The sequence below is a fragment of the Pseudomonas sp. 29 genome (assembly GCF_002754355.1).
Classification (GTDB): Bacteria; Pseudomonadota; Gammaproteobacteria; order Pseudomonadales; family Pseudomonadaceae; genus Aquipseudomonas; species Aquipseudomonas neuropathica.
This window is the reverse complement of sequence record NZ_PEEY01000001.1, coordinates 4,890,857-4,905,982: the sequence shown is the minus strand read 5'-3', so window position 1 is coordinate 4,905,982 and position 15,126 is coordinate 4,890,857. Positions and strand designations below refer to the sequence as shown.

Below are 15,126 nucleotides of genomic sequence, written 5' to 3'. Positions count from 1 at the left end.
TTTCCCCATGCGTATTCTCGTGGTCAACGTCAACACCACCGAATCCATCACCGAGGCCATTGCCCGCTCGGCGCAGGCTGTCGCCTCGCCCGGTACCGAAATCGTCGGTTTGACACCGTTTTTCGGCGCCGACTCGATTGAAGGCAACTTCGAAAGCTATCTGGCGGCCATCGCGGTGATGGATCGGGTGATGGCCTACGACCAGCCGTTCGATGCCGTGATTCAGGCCGGCTACGGCGAGCACGGTCGCGAAGGTCTGCAGGAATTGCTCAACGTGCCAGTGGTGGATATCACCGATGCGGCCGCGAGCACGGCGATGTTTCTCGGCCACGCCTATTCGGTGGTGACCACGCTGGATCGCACCGTACCGCTGATCGAAGATCGGCTGAAATTGTCCGGCCTGTGGGATCGTTGTGCATCGGTACGGGCCAGTGGTCTGGCCGTTCTGGAACTGGAACACGAGCCACAGCGTGCCTTGGAAGCCATCGTGCATCAGGCAGAACTGGCGGTGACGCAGGACAAAGCCGAGGTGATCTGCCTGGGTTGCGGTGGCATGGCCGGCCTGGATGAGCAGATTCGTCGGCGCACTGGCGTGCCGGTGGTGGATGGCGTCACGGCGGCGGTAACGATTGCGGAATCGCTAGTGCGCTTGCGCTTGTCGACGTCGAAAGTGCGAACGTATGCAACACCCCGACCGAAGAACATCATTGGCTGGCCGGGGCGGTTTGCCCGCTAGGCTCATCATCGGAAACCGAGTCGCCCCATTCGCGAGCAAGCTCGCTCCCACATTTGGAATGCATTTCCCTGTGGGAGCGAGCCCGCTCGCGAAGACTGCTACTCGGTATCAAGGTTGCTCAAATCGCACTAAAGCGCCGCGCCAATCCCTGTTCCGCAAACTGTTCAATCACATAATCGACAAACGCCCGCGTCTTGCCCGGCAACAATTTGTGTTCGGCGTAATAGATGGAGATGTTGCCATCATCGACGAACCAGTCCGGCAACACCCGCTGCAACGTACCCGCCTGCAGATACCCCACCGCAAACGGCATGCTCACCAGTGCAATCCCCAGGCCCTGCGCTGCTGTCGCACACGCGGCTTCGGAATCGCTCATGGTCATCCTGGCCTTGAGCATCAACGGACTGTGCTGCTGATCGCGGTGCGTCAATTGCCATGAACGCACACGTCCGGTTTGCGGTGAGCGAATCAGAATGCCGTCGTGCTGCTTGAGATCGTCCGGATGAGTGATCGCAGGATTGCCGTTCAGATAATCCTGCGAAGCGACCAACACCCGATGCGCTGGCGTCAATCTGCGCGCCACCACACCTTGTGGCAGCTCAAAGCCGCCGCCAATCGCCGCATCAAAGCCCTGCCCGATCAGATCGACCTGACGATTATCGAAATGCCAGTCCGGATTGATCGCCGGGAAGCGCCGCAGAAACTCGCCGAGCAACGGCACTATATAAAGGCGCCCGAACACCGTGCCCATGCTGACTTTCAAGGTGCCGATCGGCTGCCCTTCGGCACTGGCCAGATTGGCCACGGCATTCTGGATCGTGGTCAGACTGGCACTGACTTCACTCAAAAACAGCTGCCCCGCCTCGGTCAGCGTCAGACTGCGGGTGCTGCGCTGAAACAGCCGCACACCCAGCCGCACCTCAAGCTTTGCGACACTTTTGCCAACCGCTGCCGGGGTCAGACTCAAGCGCCGCGCCGCCTCGGCAAAGCTGCCGACCTCAGCACTACGGACAAAGCATTCGATACTGCTGAAGGTTTCCATGGCCGCCACTATAAACTTTTGGTTTACACAGACTATAGCAATCAGGGTCTACACGGTTGTGGATCAGAGGCCGATACTCGGCACCAACAACAAGGCATCCCGCCTTGAATAGTCTGGAGATCGAACATGACCACTCAACACCTCGGCGGCAAAGTCGCTCTGATTCAAGGCGGTTCCCGTGGTATCGGCGCTGCCATCGTCAAACGCCTGGCCGCTGAAGGCGCTGCAGTAGCCTTCACTTACGTCAGCTCCACCGCCAAAGCCGAAGAGTTACAGAACAGCATCACCGCCAGCGGCGGCAAAGCCCTGGCGATCAAGGCCGACAGCGCCGACGCCGCAGCGATCCGCCACGCGGTCAGCGCCACGGTCGAAGCCTTTGGCCGACTCGACATCCTGGTCAACAACGCTGGTGTGCTGGCTGTCGCTCCGCTGGAAGATTTCACCCTGGAAGATTTCGACCAGACCTTGGCCATCAACGTGCGCAGCGTATTCATCGCCTCGCAAGAAGCCGCCAAGCACATGGGCGAAGGTTCGCGCATCATCAACATCGGCAGCACCAACGCCGACCGCATGCCCTTCGCCGGTGGCGGTGTGTACGCCATGAGCAAATCGGCGCTGGTCGGTTTGACCAAAGGTCTGGCCCGCGACCTCGGCCCGCGCGGCATCACCATCAACAACGTCCAGCCTGGCCCGGTCGACACCGACATGAACCCGGCGCACGGTGACTTTGCCGAAAGCCTCATTCCGTTGATGGCCGTCGGTCGTTACGGTAAAGCCGAAGAAATCGCCAGTTTCGTCGCCTATCTGGCGGGCCCGGAAGCCGGTTACATCACCGGTGCCAGCCTGACCATCGACGGTGGTTTCGGCGCGTGATTTTCCGAGTCGCCTGAACGAAAAACGCCGCTCCTCTTTTTACAGAGGGGCGGCGTTTTTTTGTCTCAGATGTTTACGCCCATTCCAGTGCCGGCAAACCACAGGCACTTGGCGTGAACGCTTTCAAACTCCGAAGAATCCCGTCAGCGTGTGCGTACTTTTCATCGGCCATGGCGGCATCGGGGATGGCGATGGCCGTCATGCCTGCGGCTTTCGCTGCGGTCACGCCAAACGGCGAATCCTCGAACACCAGGCAGTCCTCAGGTGCCACACCCAGACGGCGGGCAGCGGTCAGGAAGATATCCGGTGCCGGTTTCGCCGCGCCGACTTCCGGATCGTCCGCCGTGACAATGAAGTCGAACAGCGCGAACCAGTCGCGGTGCAGCGTGGTTTTTTGTCCGAACGATTGCCGCGACGAACTGGTGCCGACGGCGATGGGGATGTTGTGCGCCTTGAGGTGGCGAATCAGCTCCTCGGCACCCGGCATCGCTTGCGCCGTGGGAAAACGCTCGCGCATCAATGGTTCGCGGATCACCAGAAACTCTTCGGCGGTGATCGGCAGATCCAGTGCCTGCACCACGTAATTGGCCAGATCGTTGGCTCCACGACCAATGATGTTCTGCTTGACGCTCCAGTCGAAGGTGCGCCCGTAGCGCTGGGCAATCAGCGAAGTGACTTCGGTGTAAATGCCCTCGGTGTCCAGCAGCAAACCGTCCATATCGAAAATCACGGCCTTGATCGGGCCGAACGCCTTCAGCGGTGCATTCATCATCGGATCCGTTAACAAAGACATCCCAGGCGGCAGGTGAACCGCTGCTCGGATCTGATTAAAGGGTTCAGCAGCATAACGAGCGCGACAGACATTGAGCAACGGCCAATGTTTATTGAGCGATGAACTACTCGCAGATATTTAGCGAAATGCCCTACAGGCATCGCCTACTCGCCCGACTTCTTTCCTGTTTGATCCCCCGCAAAGTCCCCGCACCTTTTTGACGTGCGCGAGAGACTGCGAATGCTTCCAACCGATCGGCTTCTGGCCCTGAACAACAGCATCGGCCTGCTCGTTGTTGCTGCTTTGAATCCCGACGAGCCGGACTTCGAACACCTGATCCGCGAATTCCGCCTGTGCCTGAACAACTACGAGGCTTGGGCCGAGCAGTTCTGGACAGGCACCGCGCTGGATGTCGAGCAAGTTTTTACGGTCGGCAACGACGTGCGCCTTAGCGCGCCGATCAAGTCGCGCCAACCGCTCAGTTCATCGGTAGTCATGTGCTCGGCCAGCGGGTCGCTGACGCTGGTGCACATGTTCGAGGCCGCGCGGTTTGTGCCGATTGGCAACACCCCGGTAACCCTCGAACCGGTGCTTGCCGATGTCGGCGGCGTGCTGACTTTCGGCGAGCCGCTGCGTTACACCATCGGCCCCAGCGGCATTCTGCAAGTGACCGACTGCGATCGGGGCCAGCGTTATCGCATTACCTTCTTTCCCGATGTGTCCACGGACCATGTGCGTGCGCTGTATGCCTCTTATGAAAGTGTCATTGCAGGCCTTGAGGGCTGGCTGCGCGCTGAATGGAGCGAATTTCAGCCGCAGTGGACGGAGTTTTCCAGCGCTGGATTTCTTGAGCGTTACGGTCAGTTGCAACAGGCCGACTGGCGTGGATTCGAGAAAGCCCTGAATGGCGTCTGGGATGACATTAAACAGGTATTCGCCCTGCTCGCCGACTTGCAGGCCAACAGTGAAAAGTTGCTGGAATACCTCAGCGAGGCCGAGCTTGAGGCGTTATTGAATGCCTCCAGCGACGCCATTGCCAACGGTCTGTTGATCCTCAGTGACGAGCCGCTGCTGTTCATTCATCTGGCCGCGTTTACCAGTTGGCTGAAGATGCTGCCGCCGCAACATTTGGCCGAAGTGGTCGCCGAAGTGCGCGTCGAATTGCTGATCAGCTTCCTGTTGATGGGCGTGTCGGGTGGCATCGGCGTGCCGCTGCGTTTGAGCAGCAAGTTGCTGGCGAAGATCAAGTCGCCGCGCGCGCGGGAGTGGCTGGCAGCCTCGGCTTTGCGCTTGGCCGAACTGACGTCCTCGGCGGATTTGACGCGGCATGCCAGCGTTTTGAAGCCGCTGATGCTCAATGTGCGTGACGTTGAGTTGAAACCGACACCGTCGATACCGCTGAACATTCGTCAGGCCGATTCTGTGGTGTTGACGGTGCCGAATCCGGCGCCTGTTGTGCGGGACAAGTCTGGCGCTTCGAGCCGGTTGGAACGGCATGAGCCGCACGACGATTCGCCGGATCAGGCGAAAAACCCCAACGGCGACAGCGCCGATTGTGTGCCGCGTACCTGCACCAACGGTTGTCCGGTGTCGATGGTTACTGGCGAAGAACTGCTGACCCTGAACGATGCGCTGCTCGATGGCGTGTTGCCGTTTGAGTTCACGCGGTTGTATCGCTCGAGCGCCGTCGAAATCGACGTCGGGCTGGGGTTTGGCTGGAGCCATTCGCTGGCGCATCGGCTGGAGTTTTTCGCTGATGAGGTGGTTTGGGTCGATCACGAAAACCGGCGTACCCGTTTTCCGTTGCCGAGTAGTGAGCGGCCGGCGATTCACAACAGTTTGTCGCGGGCGGCGATTTTTCTGGGCGAGGAGCCGGAAGAGCTGATCCTCGCGCTGGCCGGGGACACGGCGCGCTTTTATCACTTTCGTGCAGGACGGCTGACGGCGATCAGCGATGCCTATGGCAACCGTCTGACGGTGCAGCGCGATCGGTCTGACCGGGTGCAGCGCCTGGACAACGGCGCCGGGCGTTCGCTGCTGTTGCGCTATGAGCAGGCGCAGTTGGTTGGTGTTGATTACCAGGTGTTTCGCGACGGTGCCTGGAGCACTGAACAAGCACTGGTCAGTTACCGCTACGACGCCTACCGGCACCTGATCGAAGCGACCAACGCCGTCGGTGACAGCGAGCGTTACGACTACGACGACGCTCACGTGATTCTGCAGCGGCAACTGGCCGGCGGCGCGAGCTTCTTCTGGGAGTGGGAGCGCTCGGGGAAATCGGCGCGCTGCGTGCGTCACTGGGCATCGTTCTCGCAGATGGACACGCGTTACGTCTGGAACGATGACGGCAGTGTCGCGGTGCATTACGTCGATGGCACCGAAGAGACCTACGTTCACGACGAACGTGCGCGGCTGGTGCGCAAGGTCGAGGCCGATGGCGGTGAACAGCTCAAGGCCTATGACGATGCCGGGCGCTTGATTGCCGAGCAGGATGCGTTAGGCGCCGTCACCGAATACCGCTACGACGAAGTCGGACGGCTGATCGCGTTGATTCCACCGGATGAGGCGCCCACGTCCTACGAGTATCGCAACGGTTTCCTGTACCGGCGTTCGCGCGGCGAGGCGGTGTGGATCTACCGGCGCAATGCCGAGGGCGATGTCACCGAAGCGGTCGACCCCGACGGTCAGGTCACCCATTACTACTACGACACCCGGGGGCAGTTGCTGTCGATCCGCTACCCGGACAGCAGTCGGCATCGCTTGGTCTGGAATAGCCTCGGCCAGTTGACCGAGGAAACCCTGCCCGACGGTGGCGTGCGGCGTTTTTCCTACGACGCACTGGGTCGGCGGACCACAACCGCCGACGAACACGGTGCGGTCACCCGTCAGCACTGGGATGCCGTTGGCCGACTGACTCAGACGACATTTCCTACCGGTAGCACCCGCGCCTACAGCTACGGCGCCTACGGTCAGGTCACTGCCGAGCGCGATGAACTGGGGCGCATCACCCGCTACGAATACGACGACGATCTGCACCTGGTCTCGCGGCGGATCAACCCCGACGGCACGCGGGTGCAATACCGCTATGACCATGCGCAACTGCTGCTCACCGAGATTGAAAACGAATCCGGGGAAAAGTATCGGCTGGATTACACCTCCACCGGGCTGATTCGTCAGGAAAGCGGTTTTGACGGCCGCCGCACCGCCTATGCCTACGACCTCAACGGGCATCTGCTGGAAAAGACCGAGTTCGGTGATGATGGCTCTTGTTTGCTCACCGCTTATGAGCGCGATGCGGCCGGGCGCCTGCTGGTCAAAACCCTGCCCGACGGGATCAAGGTCAGTTATCAGTACGACCGACTCGGTCGTTTGATTGGGGTCGATGACGGCCAGCAACATCCTTTGGCCTTCGAGTACGACCGTCAGGACCGGCTGATCACCGAGCATCAGGGCTGGGGCACCCTGCGTTACCGCTACGACGCCTGCGGCCAGCTCAAACGCATGCGTCTGCCGGACAACAGCGTGCTCGACTACCGCCACGCCAAGGGCGGCGCGCTGAACGGGATTGACCTCAACGGCACGCCGCTGACCCGCCATGTCTACCAGTCCGGTCGCGAACTGCAACGCCAACAAGGTCTGCTGCTCAGCGAATATTCCTACGACGATCAGGGACGATTACTCGCCCATGCCGTAGGCCATCAGCGCGCTGCGTTGTACCGCCGCGATTATGCCTACAGCGCCAACGGCAATCTCGCGCACATTGCCGACACCCGTCACGGCCAGCGCACCTACGGCTACGACGCCCTCGACCGGCTGATCCGCGTACGACACTCGCGCGACGAACTGCCGGAATCCTTCGCCCACGACCCGGCCGGCAACCTGCTGATGCAGGACCGCCCCGGCCCCAGCCAGATCCAGGGCAATCGCTTGCTGATGCAAGGCGACCGTCATTACGACTACGACGCCTTCGGCAACCTGATCCGCGAACGTCGCGGCCGCGCCCAGACCCTCGTCACCGAATACCGCTACGACTGCCAGCACCGCCTGATCGGCCTGACCCGCCCCGACGGCCAGACCGCCAGTTACCGCTACGACGCCTTCGGCCGACGCATCAGCAAAACCGTCAACGGCGAGACCACCGAGTTCTTCTGGCAAGGCGACCACCTCGTCGCCGAAAGCAGCGAACACGAATACCGCAGCTACGTCTACGAACCCGGCACCTTCCGCCCGCTGGCACTGCTCGACGGCAAAGGCCCGAAAAAAGCCTGCCCGTTCTACTACCAGCTCGACCACCTCGGCACCCCGCAGGAACTCACCGACTACAGCGGCGACATCGTTTGGTCCGCGCAATACGACGCCTACGGCAAAGTCGCCGCCCTGACCCTGGCCGGCGAGGACTACCTGAACCAGCCGCTGCGCTTTCAGGGGCAGTACTTCGACGGGGAAAGCGGGCTGCATTACAACCGGCATCGGTATTACGACCCCCGGCTGGGGCGCTATCTGACGCCGGATCCGATCAAGTTGGCGGGTGGGCTGAATCAGTACCAGTACGTGCCGAATCCGACGGGGTGGGTGGATCCGTTGGGGTTGAATTCCAACTGTCCGCCCAAAGGCCGAAAATCGATCAATTGTTCAAAACCTGATGATGTTGAGCTACCACAGGTTTCCAGGCGCGGTGCATTCAGACAGGCAAAAGTTGATGCAGGAATTCCGAAAGGGCAACAGCCAGATATTCAAATTGATGAGGTAAGTGGCAGGCAGAAGCAGTTCACCTATGTCAACATGACGGATAGAAAAGGAAATAACATTCTAGACAGCAGTGGAAAGCCGATTATAACCAGAGAATATAGATTCACCCGAGAGGATGGTTTTATATTGACACTCCAAGACCACTCAGCGGGACACAAGTATGGAGATATAAATAACCGAGGAGATCAAGGACCTCACATAAACATACGACCCGCTGATGACACACGCAATGGCAAAGTAAAAAATACGAGCGATCATTATCCATTCAAGGAATGACCATGAAATACTGGAATGAAATAGAAGGAGGCAAACTCTTCAATATGGTATTCAGCAGAAATATACCCGTTGGGGAGATCAAGCTATTCGCTTTAAACATGGACAACAACCTTTCAACATTGACCTTGGCATTTGATATTAGAGAAATGCCGGACACTCCTCCGAAAAAATGGGAATCCATAGGATACAATGCTTGCCGAATCGGAATAACATGCTGTGAAATTAGAGAGTTGACGACATCCAACATTCCAACTCAAAAAAACTTAAGTCTATCCATACAACCAATTGGAGACAGATATCTGATTTCAGCTGTATCAAGCACTTCGAAAGTAACGTTTACCACATCATCATTAAGACTGCGAGAACCTAGCGTATATTTAACAGAGTTACCTTTCTAAAATTTATTGCGCGACGGGTGCTCTATTACCGTGAGGCATCATAAAAATTTTATATAGATACAGAGAACAGTTCGACATCCAGTTGCTCAGCATGATTCTAGACAATTTGGAATTCTCTAAATCCGAGATCTCACATTGTTAGCACTACAAAAAAACGCCTATACCTAGACTCGCTCACCAGATCAATGACTGGTGGGCAGCCATTTTTAGTCACTAACAAATTTGTAGGACCTCTTGAACTCAGGCCCTTAAAATCCGGATTCAGACGCTCAGATCTTCTCAAACATCCGATCACTGCTCATCCTCATCCTCATCCTCTTCATACTCCATATCCGCCTCATTCGAATCATTCAACGGCACCGTCGCATCATCCATCAACGACCCCGGATCCTCATTCCCCGGATCATTGATAAATGGCAGTCCACTCGAACCTTTTTCTTCCTTGCCTTCGGTTTCAGGAGTCATGGCAACCTCGTCATTTCAGGGAGTGTATGACGTTCGAAAAGCCCTACAACCATTCGTTCCGAAGTCCGACGAGCAAATGCAAAAAACCCGGCAAAATGCCGGGTTTCCGTTAACCCGCCATCAATGATGGCGGTTTTTATGTTTGTTCTTGTGCTTGTGACCGCCGCCCGAATGAGACCCACCATCGTCACCGAGATTATTGCCGACCGCACCGCCAGCCGCGCCGCCCAACCCTGCGCCAATGGTCGAACCCGTAGACCCGCCAAGGCTATTGCCAACGACCGAGCCACCCGCCGCGCCGAGACCACCACCAATGGCCGCTTCAGTTCGATTGCGTTTATTCGCCCCGACGGCACTGCCGGCCGCGCCACCAACACCCGCACCTACCGCCGCGCCAGTACTGCCACCGAGTTGTCCACCGACCACATTGCCGAGCGCGCCGCCCAAGCCGCCACCCACAGCGGCGGTGCCATCACCAGCGGCCATCGCCCCTTGTGCTACCAGCAAACCGAAAAACAGTGCAGATAATGACAAGCGCATATGAACCTCACAGTTCCCGAAGCGGGACAGTCCGCCCAGACATGGGCCTATGTGAGATTGGAGACGCAAACGGGAAAAACGTTCAGCCATGAAAAAGCCCGACATCGAGCCGGGCTTTTTCTGACAAGGGATTAGTCTCAGTGACGCTTGTGACCTTTGGACAAGTTGCTGCCCACTGCGCCGCCAGCTGCGCCACCCAGGCCTGCACCAATCGTGGCGCCGGTTCTGCCGCCCAGGCTGTTGCCGATCACCGAACCACCGGCTGCGCCAACGCCGCCGCCAATCGCCGCTTTGGTCCGGCTACCCTTGCGCGCCGCCATTGCGCTGCCCGCCGCGCCTGCTACGCCGGCACCAATGGCCGCGCCAGTGCTGCCGCCCATTTTCTGGCCGACGACATTACCCAGTGCGCCACCCAGACCACCGCCCAACGCAGCAGTGCCATCACCGGCAGCCATTGCACCTTGAGCAACCAGAAGCCCCAGAACCAGAGCAGGCAGTGTTAAACGCATGACGAAAACCTCAACAATTGGGATGACAAAAAGGGCCGGGATTTAATGCCGTCGTCGCGCGAAAGTCCAGCCAAAATCACGGATCTCGCGTGCACTCGGCGCCGATTGGACAGCAATTCTGGAAAAGGTTTTGTGGCAGGCAAAAAAAAGCCCGCTGGGGAAACGGGCTGGAGACTTGCTTTCTAACGGATGGCTTCACCCTACTGCGGCAGACGTGAAAAGTTTGTGAAAGTAGACTGATTTTCCGTCATCACCTGTAGGAAAATTCTTCAAACCCACAACCATAAAAAACCCCGCTCAGTAGCAGGGTTATGCAGAGAACGATTATTTCCTGGAACGCGTGGTGACCCTGGGGAGAAATTTCGCCTTGGGTCCCTTGGGTGCCGCGGATTTGATTTTGCCGATCTGCACCGGATCCTCGCCAAAACCTGACTGATACTCGGTCTGGCCGCACCGTACGCAGTTATTGAAGGAAAATTCAGCGCCATCGTCTTCGATATACGGATCAGTCATACCTTCGCCCCGTCGCAACAGATCGACACCGGCAAAAACCCTTTTGCCTGAAAAAATATCGACCTCCATGGCTTTTGAGACTAGCTGGTCATTCCTGGACTTGTGATTCAGATCCCCTGATGCCCGACGAATGGCCTGAAAAATTTAAACAGACGATGAACCATTGGTCCCAGATTGCTAAAGAATTCCAAAGCCAGGCCGTTGCCCTTTTTCATACAAATGAATCTCAAGGAGAGAACATGCAAATCAACGGATTCCCCAATATGCCTGTCGTAAAACTCACGGACGAACAGATCGCAGCCGGCAAGGCTGGCGCGGAAAAACTCAAGGAGAAGATCGCTTCCGGTGAAATCACCATCAAGTATCCGGGTCCGGATACACCGGTTCTGCAACCAGGGGTCATTTACCATCCCAGCAAGCCAGTCGAACCCAACCCGCCTTCTGATACACCCCCTCTCGTCGCCGTCGACACACCACTGACCTATGACGAAAGAGGCACCGTGATCCTCAAGCCACAAGGCTGATTGCACCGCAAGATTGAGCCCATTCAACCTCTGAATGGGCTTACACACCCGTCAAACAAACTCAGCGCAACTTCACCGCCGTACCCGTCGCAAACACAACAACCATCCCGCCCTTCCCGCCGGGCATACTGATCTCAAAGTCCACCCCGACCACCGCATCCGCCTGCAGAGCGCGCGCACGCTCCCGTATTTCTTCGGTCGCCTGAATACGCGCCTCCTTCAAAGCCCGCTCCAGCGTCTGCGAGCGGCCGCCAAAAAAGTCGCGCATACCAGCGAACATGTCACGGATCACATTGACGCCCTGCACCGATTCGGCACTGACGATATCCAGGTAGGCCGCGATCTGCCGGCCTTCAATGGCGTGAGTGGTGGAAATGATCATGGAGTGTCGTCCCTACAAGGATGAATAAATTCGCGATTGTAATAGCTCAAAGCAGACTTCACGCCGCTGCCAATAAAATCCAGACACCAGAAACCACAAAACCCCTGACTTCTTTCGAAATCAGGGGTTTTGTGTACTGAATATGGCGGTGAAGGAGAGATTCGAACTCTCGATACAGTTTCCTGTATACACACTTTCCAGGCGTGCTCCTTAAGCCACTCGGACACTTCACCGTATCTCTTCAAACATGTTCTGTCTGTCGAGGCGCGCTAATGTAGTCGAAAGCTTTTCCGATGGCAAACTTTTTTTCAGAATTTTCATGCGGTTAAGAGAAAAAGTCGTTTTGCCCGCTAGCAGGCCATGGCAAACCGGCCAATCTTCGGTGGGCGCGGCCCTTCTATATAGAAGCAGAACGCCTCGCCACGCTGGATGGGCCGTGAAACGGTGACTGACGAGTCAGTCACGGCGCTTTACCTGGCCTGCGGCGGTGGGTAACGTCTGCCCATCTTTCTTACAAGGAATAGCGTCATGAGTGAGTTGATTTCCTACCACCTCGAAGACGGTATCGCGACCCTGACCTTGAGCAACGGCAAGGTCAATGCCATTTCTCCGGACGTGATTGCGGCATTCAACGCGGCGCTGGATCAGGCGGTGACTGATCGTGCCATCGTGATCATCACCGGTCAGCCAGGGATTCTGTCCGGCGGCTATGACCTGAAAGTCATGACCGCCGGTCCTAAAGAAGCTGTGTCGCTGGTAACCGCGGGGTCGACCTTGGCCCGGCGCCTGCTCTCTCACCCGTTCCCGGTGATCGTCGCATGCCCAGGTCACGCGGTGGCGAAAGGCGCTTTCATTCTGTTGTCTGCTGATTACCGCATTGGTGTCGACGGCCCGTTCAGCATCGGTCTGAACGAAGTGCAGATCGGCATGACCATGCACCACGCGGGTATCGAACTGGCTCGCGATCGCCTGCGTCGCTCGGCGTTCCACCGCTCGGTGATCAACGGCGAGATGTTCGATCCAAAAAGCGCCGTGGATGCCGGTTTCCTCGACAAGGTGGTTGCCGCCGAAGAGCTGCAAGGTGCCGCCCTCGCCGCTGCGCGTCAGTTGAAGAAGATCAACATGCTCGCGCACAAGAACACCAAGTTGAAGGTGCGTAAAGCACTGCTGGAAGCTCTGGATAACGCGATCATCCAGGATCAAGAGCATCTGGGCTAAGCCCGGCTGCTGCGCAAAAGAAGCCCGACCGTCGTGTCGGGCTTTTTCTTGCACGCATGGTTTAAAAGTCCGCGACCGCTCTAGGACAGGTCTGACCCTCCATTCTGAAACATGCGCTTAAACATCGGCTATCTCCGCACTCTATAGCGGCAATTGCCGAAAACAGTGCACATCCGTACACTGCGCCACCTTTTGTCCCGGTGGGGCCTGAAAATGCTGTTCGTGTTTCGTATGTTATTGATGGGCCTGCACTTTATTCTCGCCGGCGTGCTCGGGGTGATTCTCGGCATCTGCCGCCCGTTCAATCCGGACAACAGCCGTCTGTGCGCCCGCCTCTATGCGCTACCAGCGATGTGTATTTTGCGTTTACGGGTGAAATCCGATGTCAGCGGTTTGCTGAACAAACCCGATAGCTGCGTGATCATCGCCAACCATCAGTCCAACTATGATCTGTTTGTGTTCGGCAACGTAGTGCCGCGCCGCACCGTGTGCATCGGCAAGAAGAGCCTCAAGTGGGTGCCACTGTTCGGGCAACTGTTCTGGCTGGCCGGCAATGTGTTGATCGACCGTGGCAATGCGCATAAGGCACGCCAGTCGATGCTGACCACCACCAATACCTTGCAGAACGAAGACACCTCGATCTGGGTGTTCCCGGAAGGCACGCGCAACCTCGGCGAAGAATTGCTGCCATTCAAGAAAGGTGCGTTCCAGATGGCAATTGCCGCTGGTGTACCGATCGTTCCGGTTTGCGTGAGCAGTTACATCAAGCACATGCGTCTGAATCGCTGGCGCAGCGGGAAAATCCTCATACGCTCGTTGCCGGCGATTCCTACAGCCGGATTGACCATGGACGACATGCCCATGCTCATCAATCAGTGTCGCGAGCAGATGCGCGAATGCATTGAATCGATGGATCGGCAACTGCAAGCTGCCTGAAAAGACAACCCGCCCTGTGCGGGTTTTCTTTTGCCCGGTGAACTGTACAGATTTCACTGACTCTCAAGCAGCGACACGGCTAAGCTGAAGCCTTGAATTCCCTGCCACCTGCCAAGAAGAAGTGAATCACCACCATGGGTCGAGTTGTTGCTGCTGCGGTGTACAGCGCAGGCAAGAAAGTCACCAATATTACCCTCGACGAAGGCGCTGCCTGGGCTGCGAAAACCGGCCACTTCGTGTGGATCGGCCTGGAAGAGCCGGACGCTCAAGAGCTGTCCAACCTGCAACGTCAGTTCAACCTGCACGAACTGGCCATTGAAGACGCCCTGGAAAAACACAGTCGACCGAAGCTCGAAACCTTTGGCGACGCTTTGTTTATCGTCACCTACTCACCCATCCGCGAGAACGGCGTTCTGCAATTTATCGAGACGCATATCTTTGCGGGCAAGGGCTACATCATCACCGCGCGTAATGGCCACTCGGCGTCCTACGCCCATGTTCGCCAACGTTGTGAGGCGCGTCCGCTGTTGCTGGAGCACGGGGAAGATTTCGTACTTTATGCGTTGCTCGATTTTGTCATCGAGAACTATCAGCCAGTCGGCGAAGCGATCCATGCCGAGATCGATGAGCTGGAGCGCAACGTGTTGTGCAGCGCGTTGAATGAGCATGACATTCAGAAGCTGCATGGCTTGCGCCGCGATGTCGTACGCCTGCGTCGGTACGCGGCACCGATGGTGGAGATTGGCGAGGAACTGCAGAAGTTGAGTTTCCCGTTTATCGACAAGAACATGCGGCCGTACTTCCGTGATGTGCAGATTCACGTCACGCGACAAATGGAAGACCTGACCACCTTGGCCGACATTGCCAGCCAGACCATCGAGATTGGTGTGTTGCTCGAGGCATCACGGCAAAGCGTGGTGCAACGCAAGTTTGCTGCCTGGGCGGCGATTCTGGCGTTTCCGACGGCAGTGGCGGGGATTTACGGGATGAATTTCCAGAACATGCCGGAGTTGAGCTGGCACTACGGCTATTTCGGTGTGCTGGGGTTTATTACGGTGGGGTGTGTGAGTTTGTGGGCAAGTTTCAAGAGGTCTGGGTGGTTGTAGGGCAGACCGAGTTGTCTGGAACATTCGCGAGCAGGCTCGCCCCCATATTGATCGGTAGCGCACCGGAAATCCAATGTGGAAGCGAGC

At 57.5% G+C, this 15,126-nt stretch carries 15 protein-coding genes and 1 tRNA gene; 8 read left to right on the top strand and 8 right to left on the bottom strand.

Annotated features, from left to right (window positions below; translation table 11 throughout):
• Positions 1-7: 7 nt before the first annotated feature.
• Positions 8-736, top strand: a complete 729-nt coding sequence (locus CLU80_RS22800) for an aspartate/glutamate racemase family protein (protein WP_093431732.1) — start codon at positions 8-10, stop codon at positions 734-736.
• Between the two features lie 118 nt (positions 737-854).
• On the opposite strand, the gene CLU80_RS22795 is transcribed toward CLU80_RS22800, so the two are convergent.
• Positions 855-1,778, bottom strand: coding sequence for a LysR family transcriptional regulator (locus tag CLU80_RS22795; protein WP_093431729.1), 924 nt, complete (start codon positions 1,776-1,778; stop codon positions 855-857).
• Between the two features lie 126 nt (positions 1,779-1,904).
• Here CLU80_RS22795 and CLU80_RS22790 point away from each other — a divergent pair, with 126 nt between their 5' ends.
• On the top strand, positions 1,905-2,651 hold the full coding sequence (locus CLU80_RS22790; protein WP_093431727.1) for a 3-oxoacyl-ACP reductase family protein: 747 nt from the start codon (positions 1,905-1,907) through the stop codon (positions 2,649-2,651).
• Positions 2,652-2,724: 73 nt separating this feature from the next.
• Here the strand turns inward: CLU80_RS22790 and CLU80_RS22785 are convergent, their stop codons facing one another.
• Complete coding sequence (locus CLU80_RS22785; RefSeq protein WP_099758446.1) at positions 2,725-3,420, bottom strand: HAD-IA family hydrolase; 696 nt, start codon at positions 3,418-3,420, stop codon at positions 2,725-2,727.
• Positions 3,421-3,663: 243 nt separating this feature from the next.
• Here CLU80_RS22785 and CLU80_RS30535 point away from each other — a divergent pair, with 243 nt between their 5' ends.
• Both CLU80_RS30535 and CLU80_RS22775 read left to right on the top strand, forming a co-directional pair.
• Positions 3,664-8,448: an RHS repeat-associated core domain-containing protein gene (locus tag CLU80_RS30535; RefSeq protein WP_099758445.1), complete on the top strand. Its 4,785-nt coding sequence runs from the start codon at positions 3,664-3,666 to the stop codon at positions 8,446-8,448.
• A gap of 2 nt (positions 8,449-8,450) precedes the next feature.
• Positions 8,451-8,846: an Imm50 family immunity protein gene (locus CLU80_RS22775; RefSeq protein WP_158561689.1), complete on the top strand. Its 396-nt coding sequence runs from the start codon at positions 8,451-8,453 to the stop codon at positions 8,844-8,846.
• A 291-nt stretch (positions 8,847-9,137) separates the two neighbouring features.
• Here CLU80_RS22775 and CLU80_RS30345 read toward each other — a convergent pair whose 3' ends face one another.
• From CLU80_RS30345 to CLU80_RS22760, 4 genes are all read right to left on the bottom strand, one after another.
• On the bottom strand, positions 9,138-9,311 hold the full coding sequence (locus CLU80_RS30345) for a hypothetical protein (protein ID WP_286079759.1): 174 nt from the start codon (positions 9,309-9,311) through the stop codon (positions 9,138-9,140).
• 120 nt (positions 9,312-9,431) lie between these two features.
• Positions 9,432-9,851, bottom strand: coding sequence for a glycine zipper domain-containing protein (locus tag CLU80_RS22770; protein ID WP_007914081.1), 420 nt, complete (start codon positions 9,849-9,851; stop codon positions 9,432-9,434).
• A gap of 137 nt (positions 9,852-9,988) precedes the next feature.
• On the bottom strand, positions 9,989-10,360 hold the full coding sequence (locus CLU80_RS22765; protein ID WP_016983669.1) for a glycine zipper domain-containing protein: 372 nt from the start codon (positions 10,358-10,360) through the stop codon (positions 9,989-9,991).
• Between the two features lie 324 nt (positions 10,361-10,684).
• Complete coding sequence (locus CLU80_RS22760) at positions 10,685-10,873, bottom strand: hypothetical protein (protein WP_093441821.1); 189 nt, start codon at positions 10,871-10,873, stop codon at positions 10,685-10,687.
• Between the two features lie 119 nt (positions 10,874-10,992).
• On the opposite strand from CLU80_RS22760, the gene CLU80_RS22755 reads away from it, so the two are divergent.
• The gene (locus CLU80_RS22755; RefSeq protein ID WP_225919972.1) at positions 10,993-11,397 is read left to right on the top strand and encodes a hypothetical protein; all 405 of its coding nucleotides are present in this window, start codon (positions 10,993-10,995) and stop codon (positions 11,395-11,397) included.
• A 61-nt stretch (positions 11,398-11,458) separates the two neighbouring features.
• Here CLU80_RS22755 and CLU80_RS22750 read toward each other — a convergent pair whose 3' ends face one another.
• Both CLU80_RS22750 and CLU80_RS22745 read right to left on the bottom strand, forming a co-directional pair.
• Positions 11,459-11,779, bottom strand: a complete 321-nt coding sequence (locus CLU80_RS22750; protein WP_099758444.1) for a YbjQ family protein — start codon at positions 11,777-11,779, stop codon at positions 11,459-11,461.
• A 143-nt stretch (positions 11,780-11,922) separates the two neighbouring features.
• Positions 11,923-12,012, bottom strand: a tRNA-Ser gene (locus CLU80_RS22745).
• Positions 12,013-12,307: 295 nt separating this feature from the next.
• On the opposite strand from CLU80_RS22745, the gene CLU80_RS22740 reads away from it, so the two are divergent.
• From CLU80_RS22740 to CLU80_RS22730, 3 genes are all read left to right on the top strand, one after another.
• Positions 12,308-12,997 (top strand): crotonase/enoyl-CoA hydratase family protein, encoded by a 690-nt coding sequence (locus tag CLU80_RS22740; protein ID WP_034151725.1) that lies wholly within the window; start codon positions 12,308-12,310, stop codon positions 12,995-12,997.
• Positions 12,998-13,210: 213 nt separating this feature from the next.
• Complete coding sequence (locus CLU80_RS22735; protein ID WP_077571798.1) at positions 13,211-13,933, top strand: lysophospholipid acyltransferase family protein; 723 nt, start codon at positions 13,211-13,213, stop codon at positions 13,931-13,933.
• A gap of 134 nt (positions 13,934-14,067) precedes the next feature.
• The gene (locus tag CLU80_RS22730) at positions 14,068-15,039 is read left to right on the top strand and encodes a magnesium and cobalt transport protein CorA (protein WP_093441790.1); all 972 of its coding nucleotides are present in this window, start codon (positions 14,068-14,070) and stop codon (positions 15,037-15,039) included.
• The last annotated feature ends 87 nt before the right edge of the window (positions 15,040-15,126 follow it).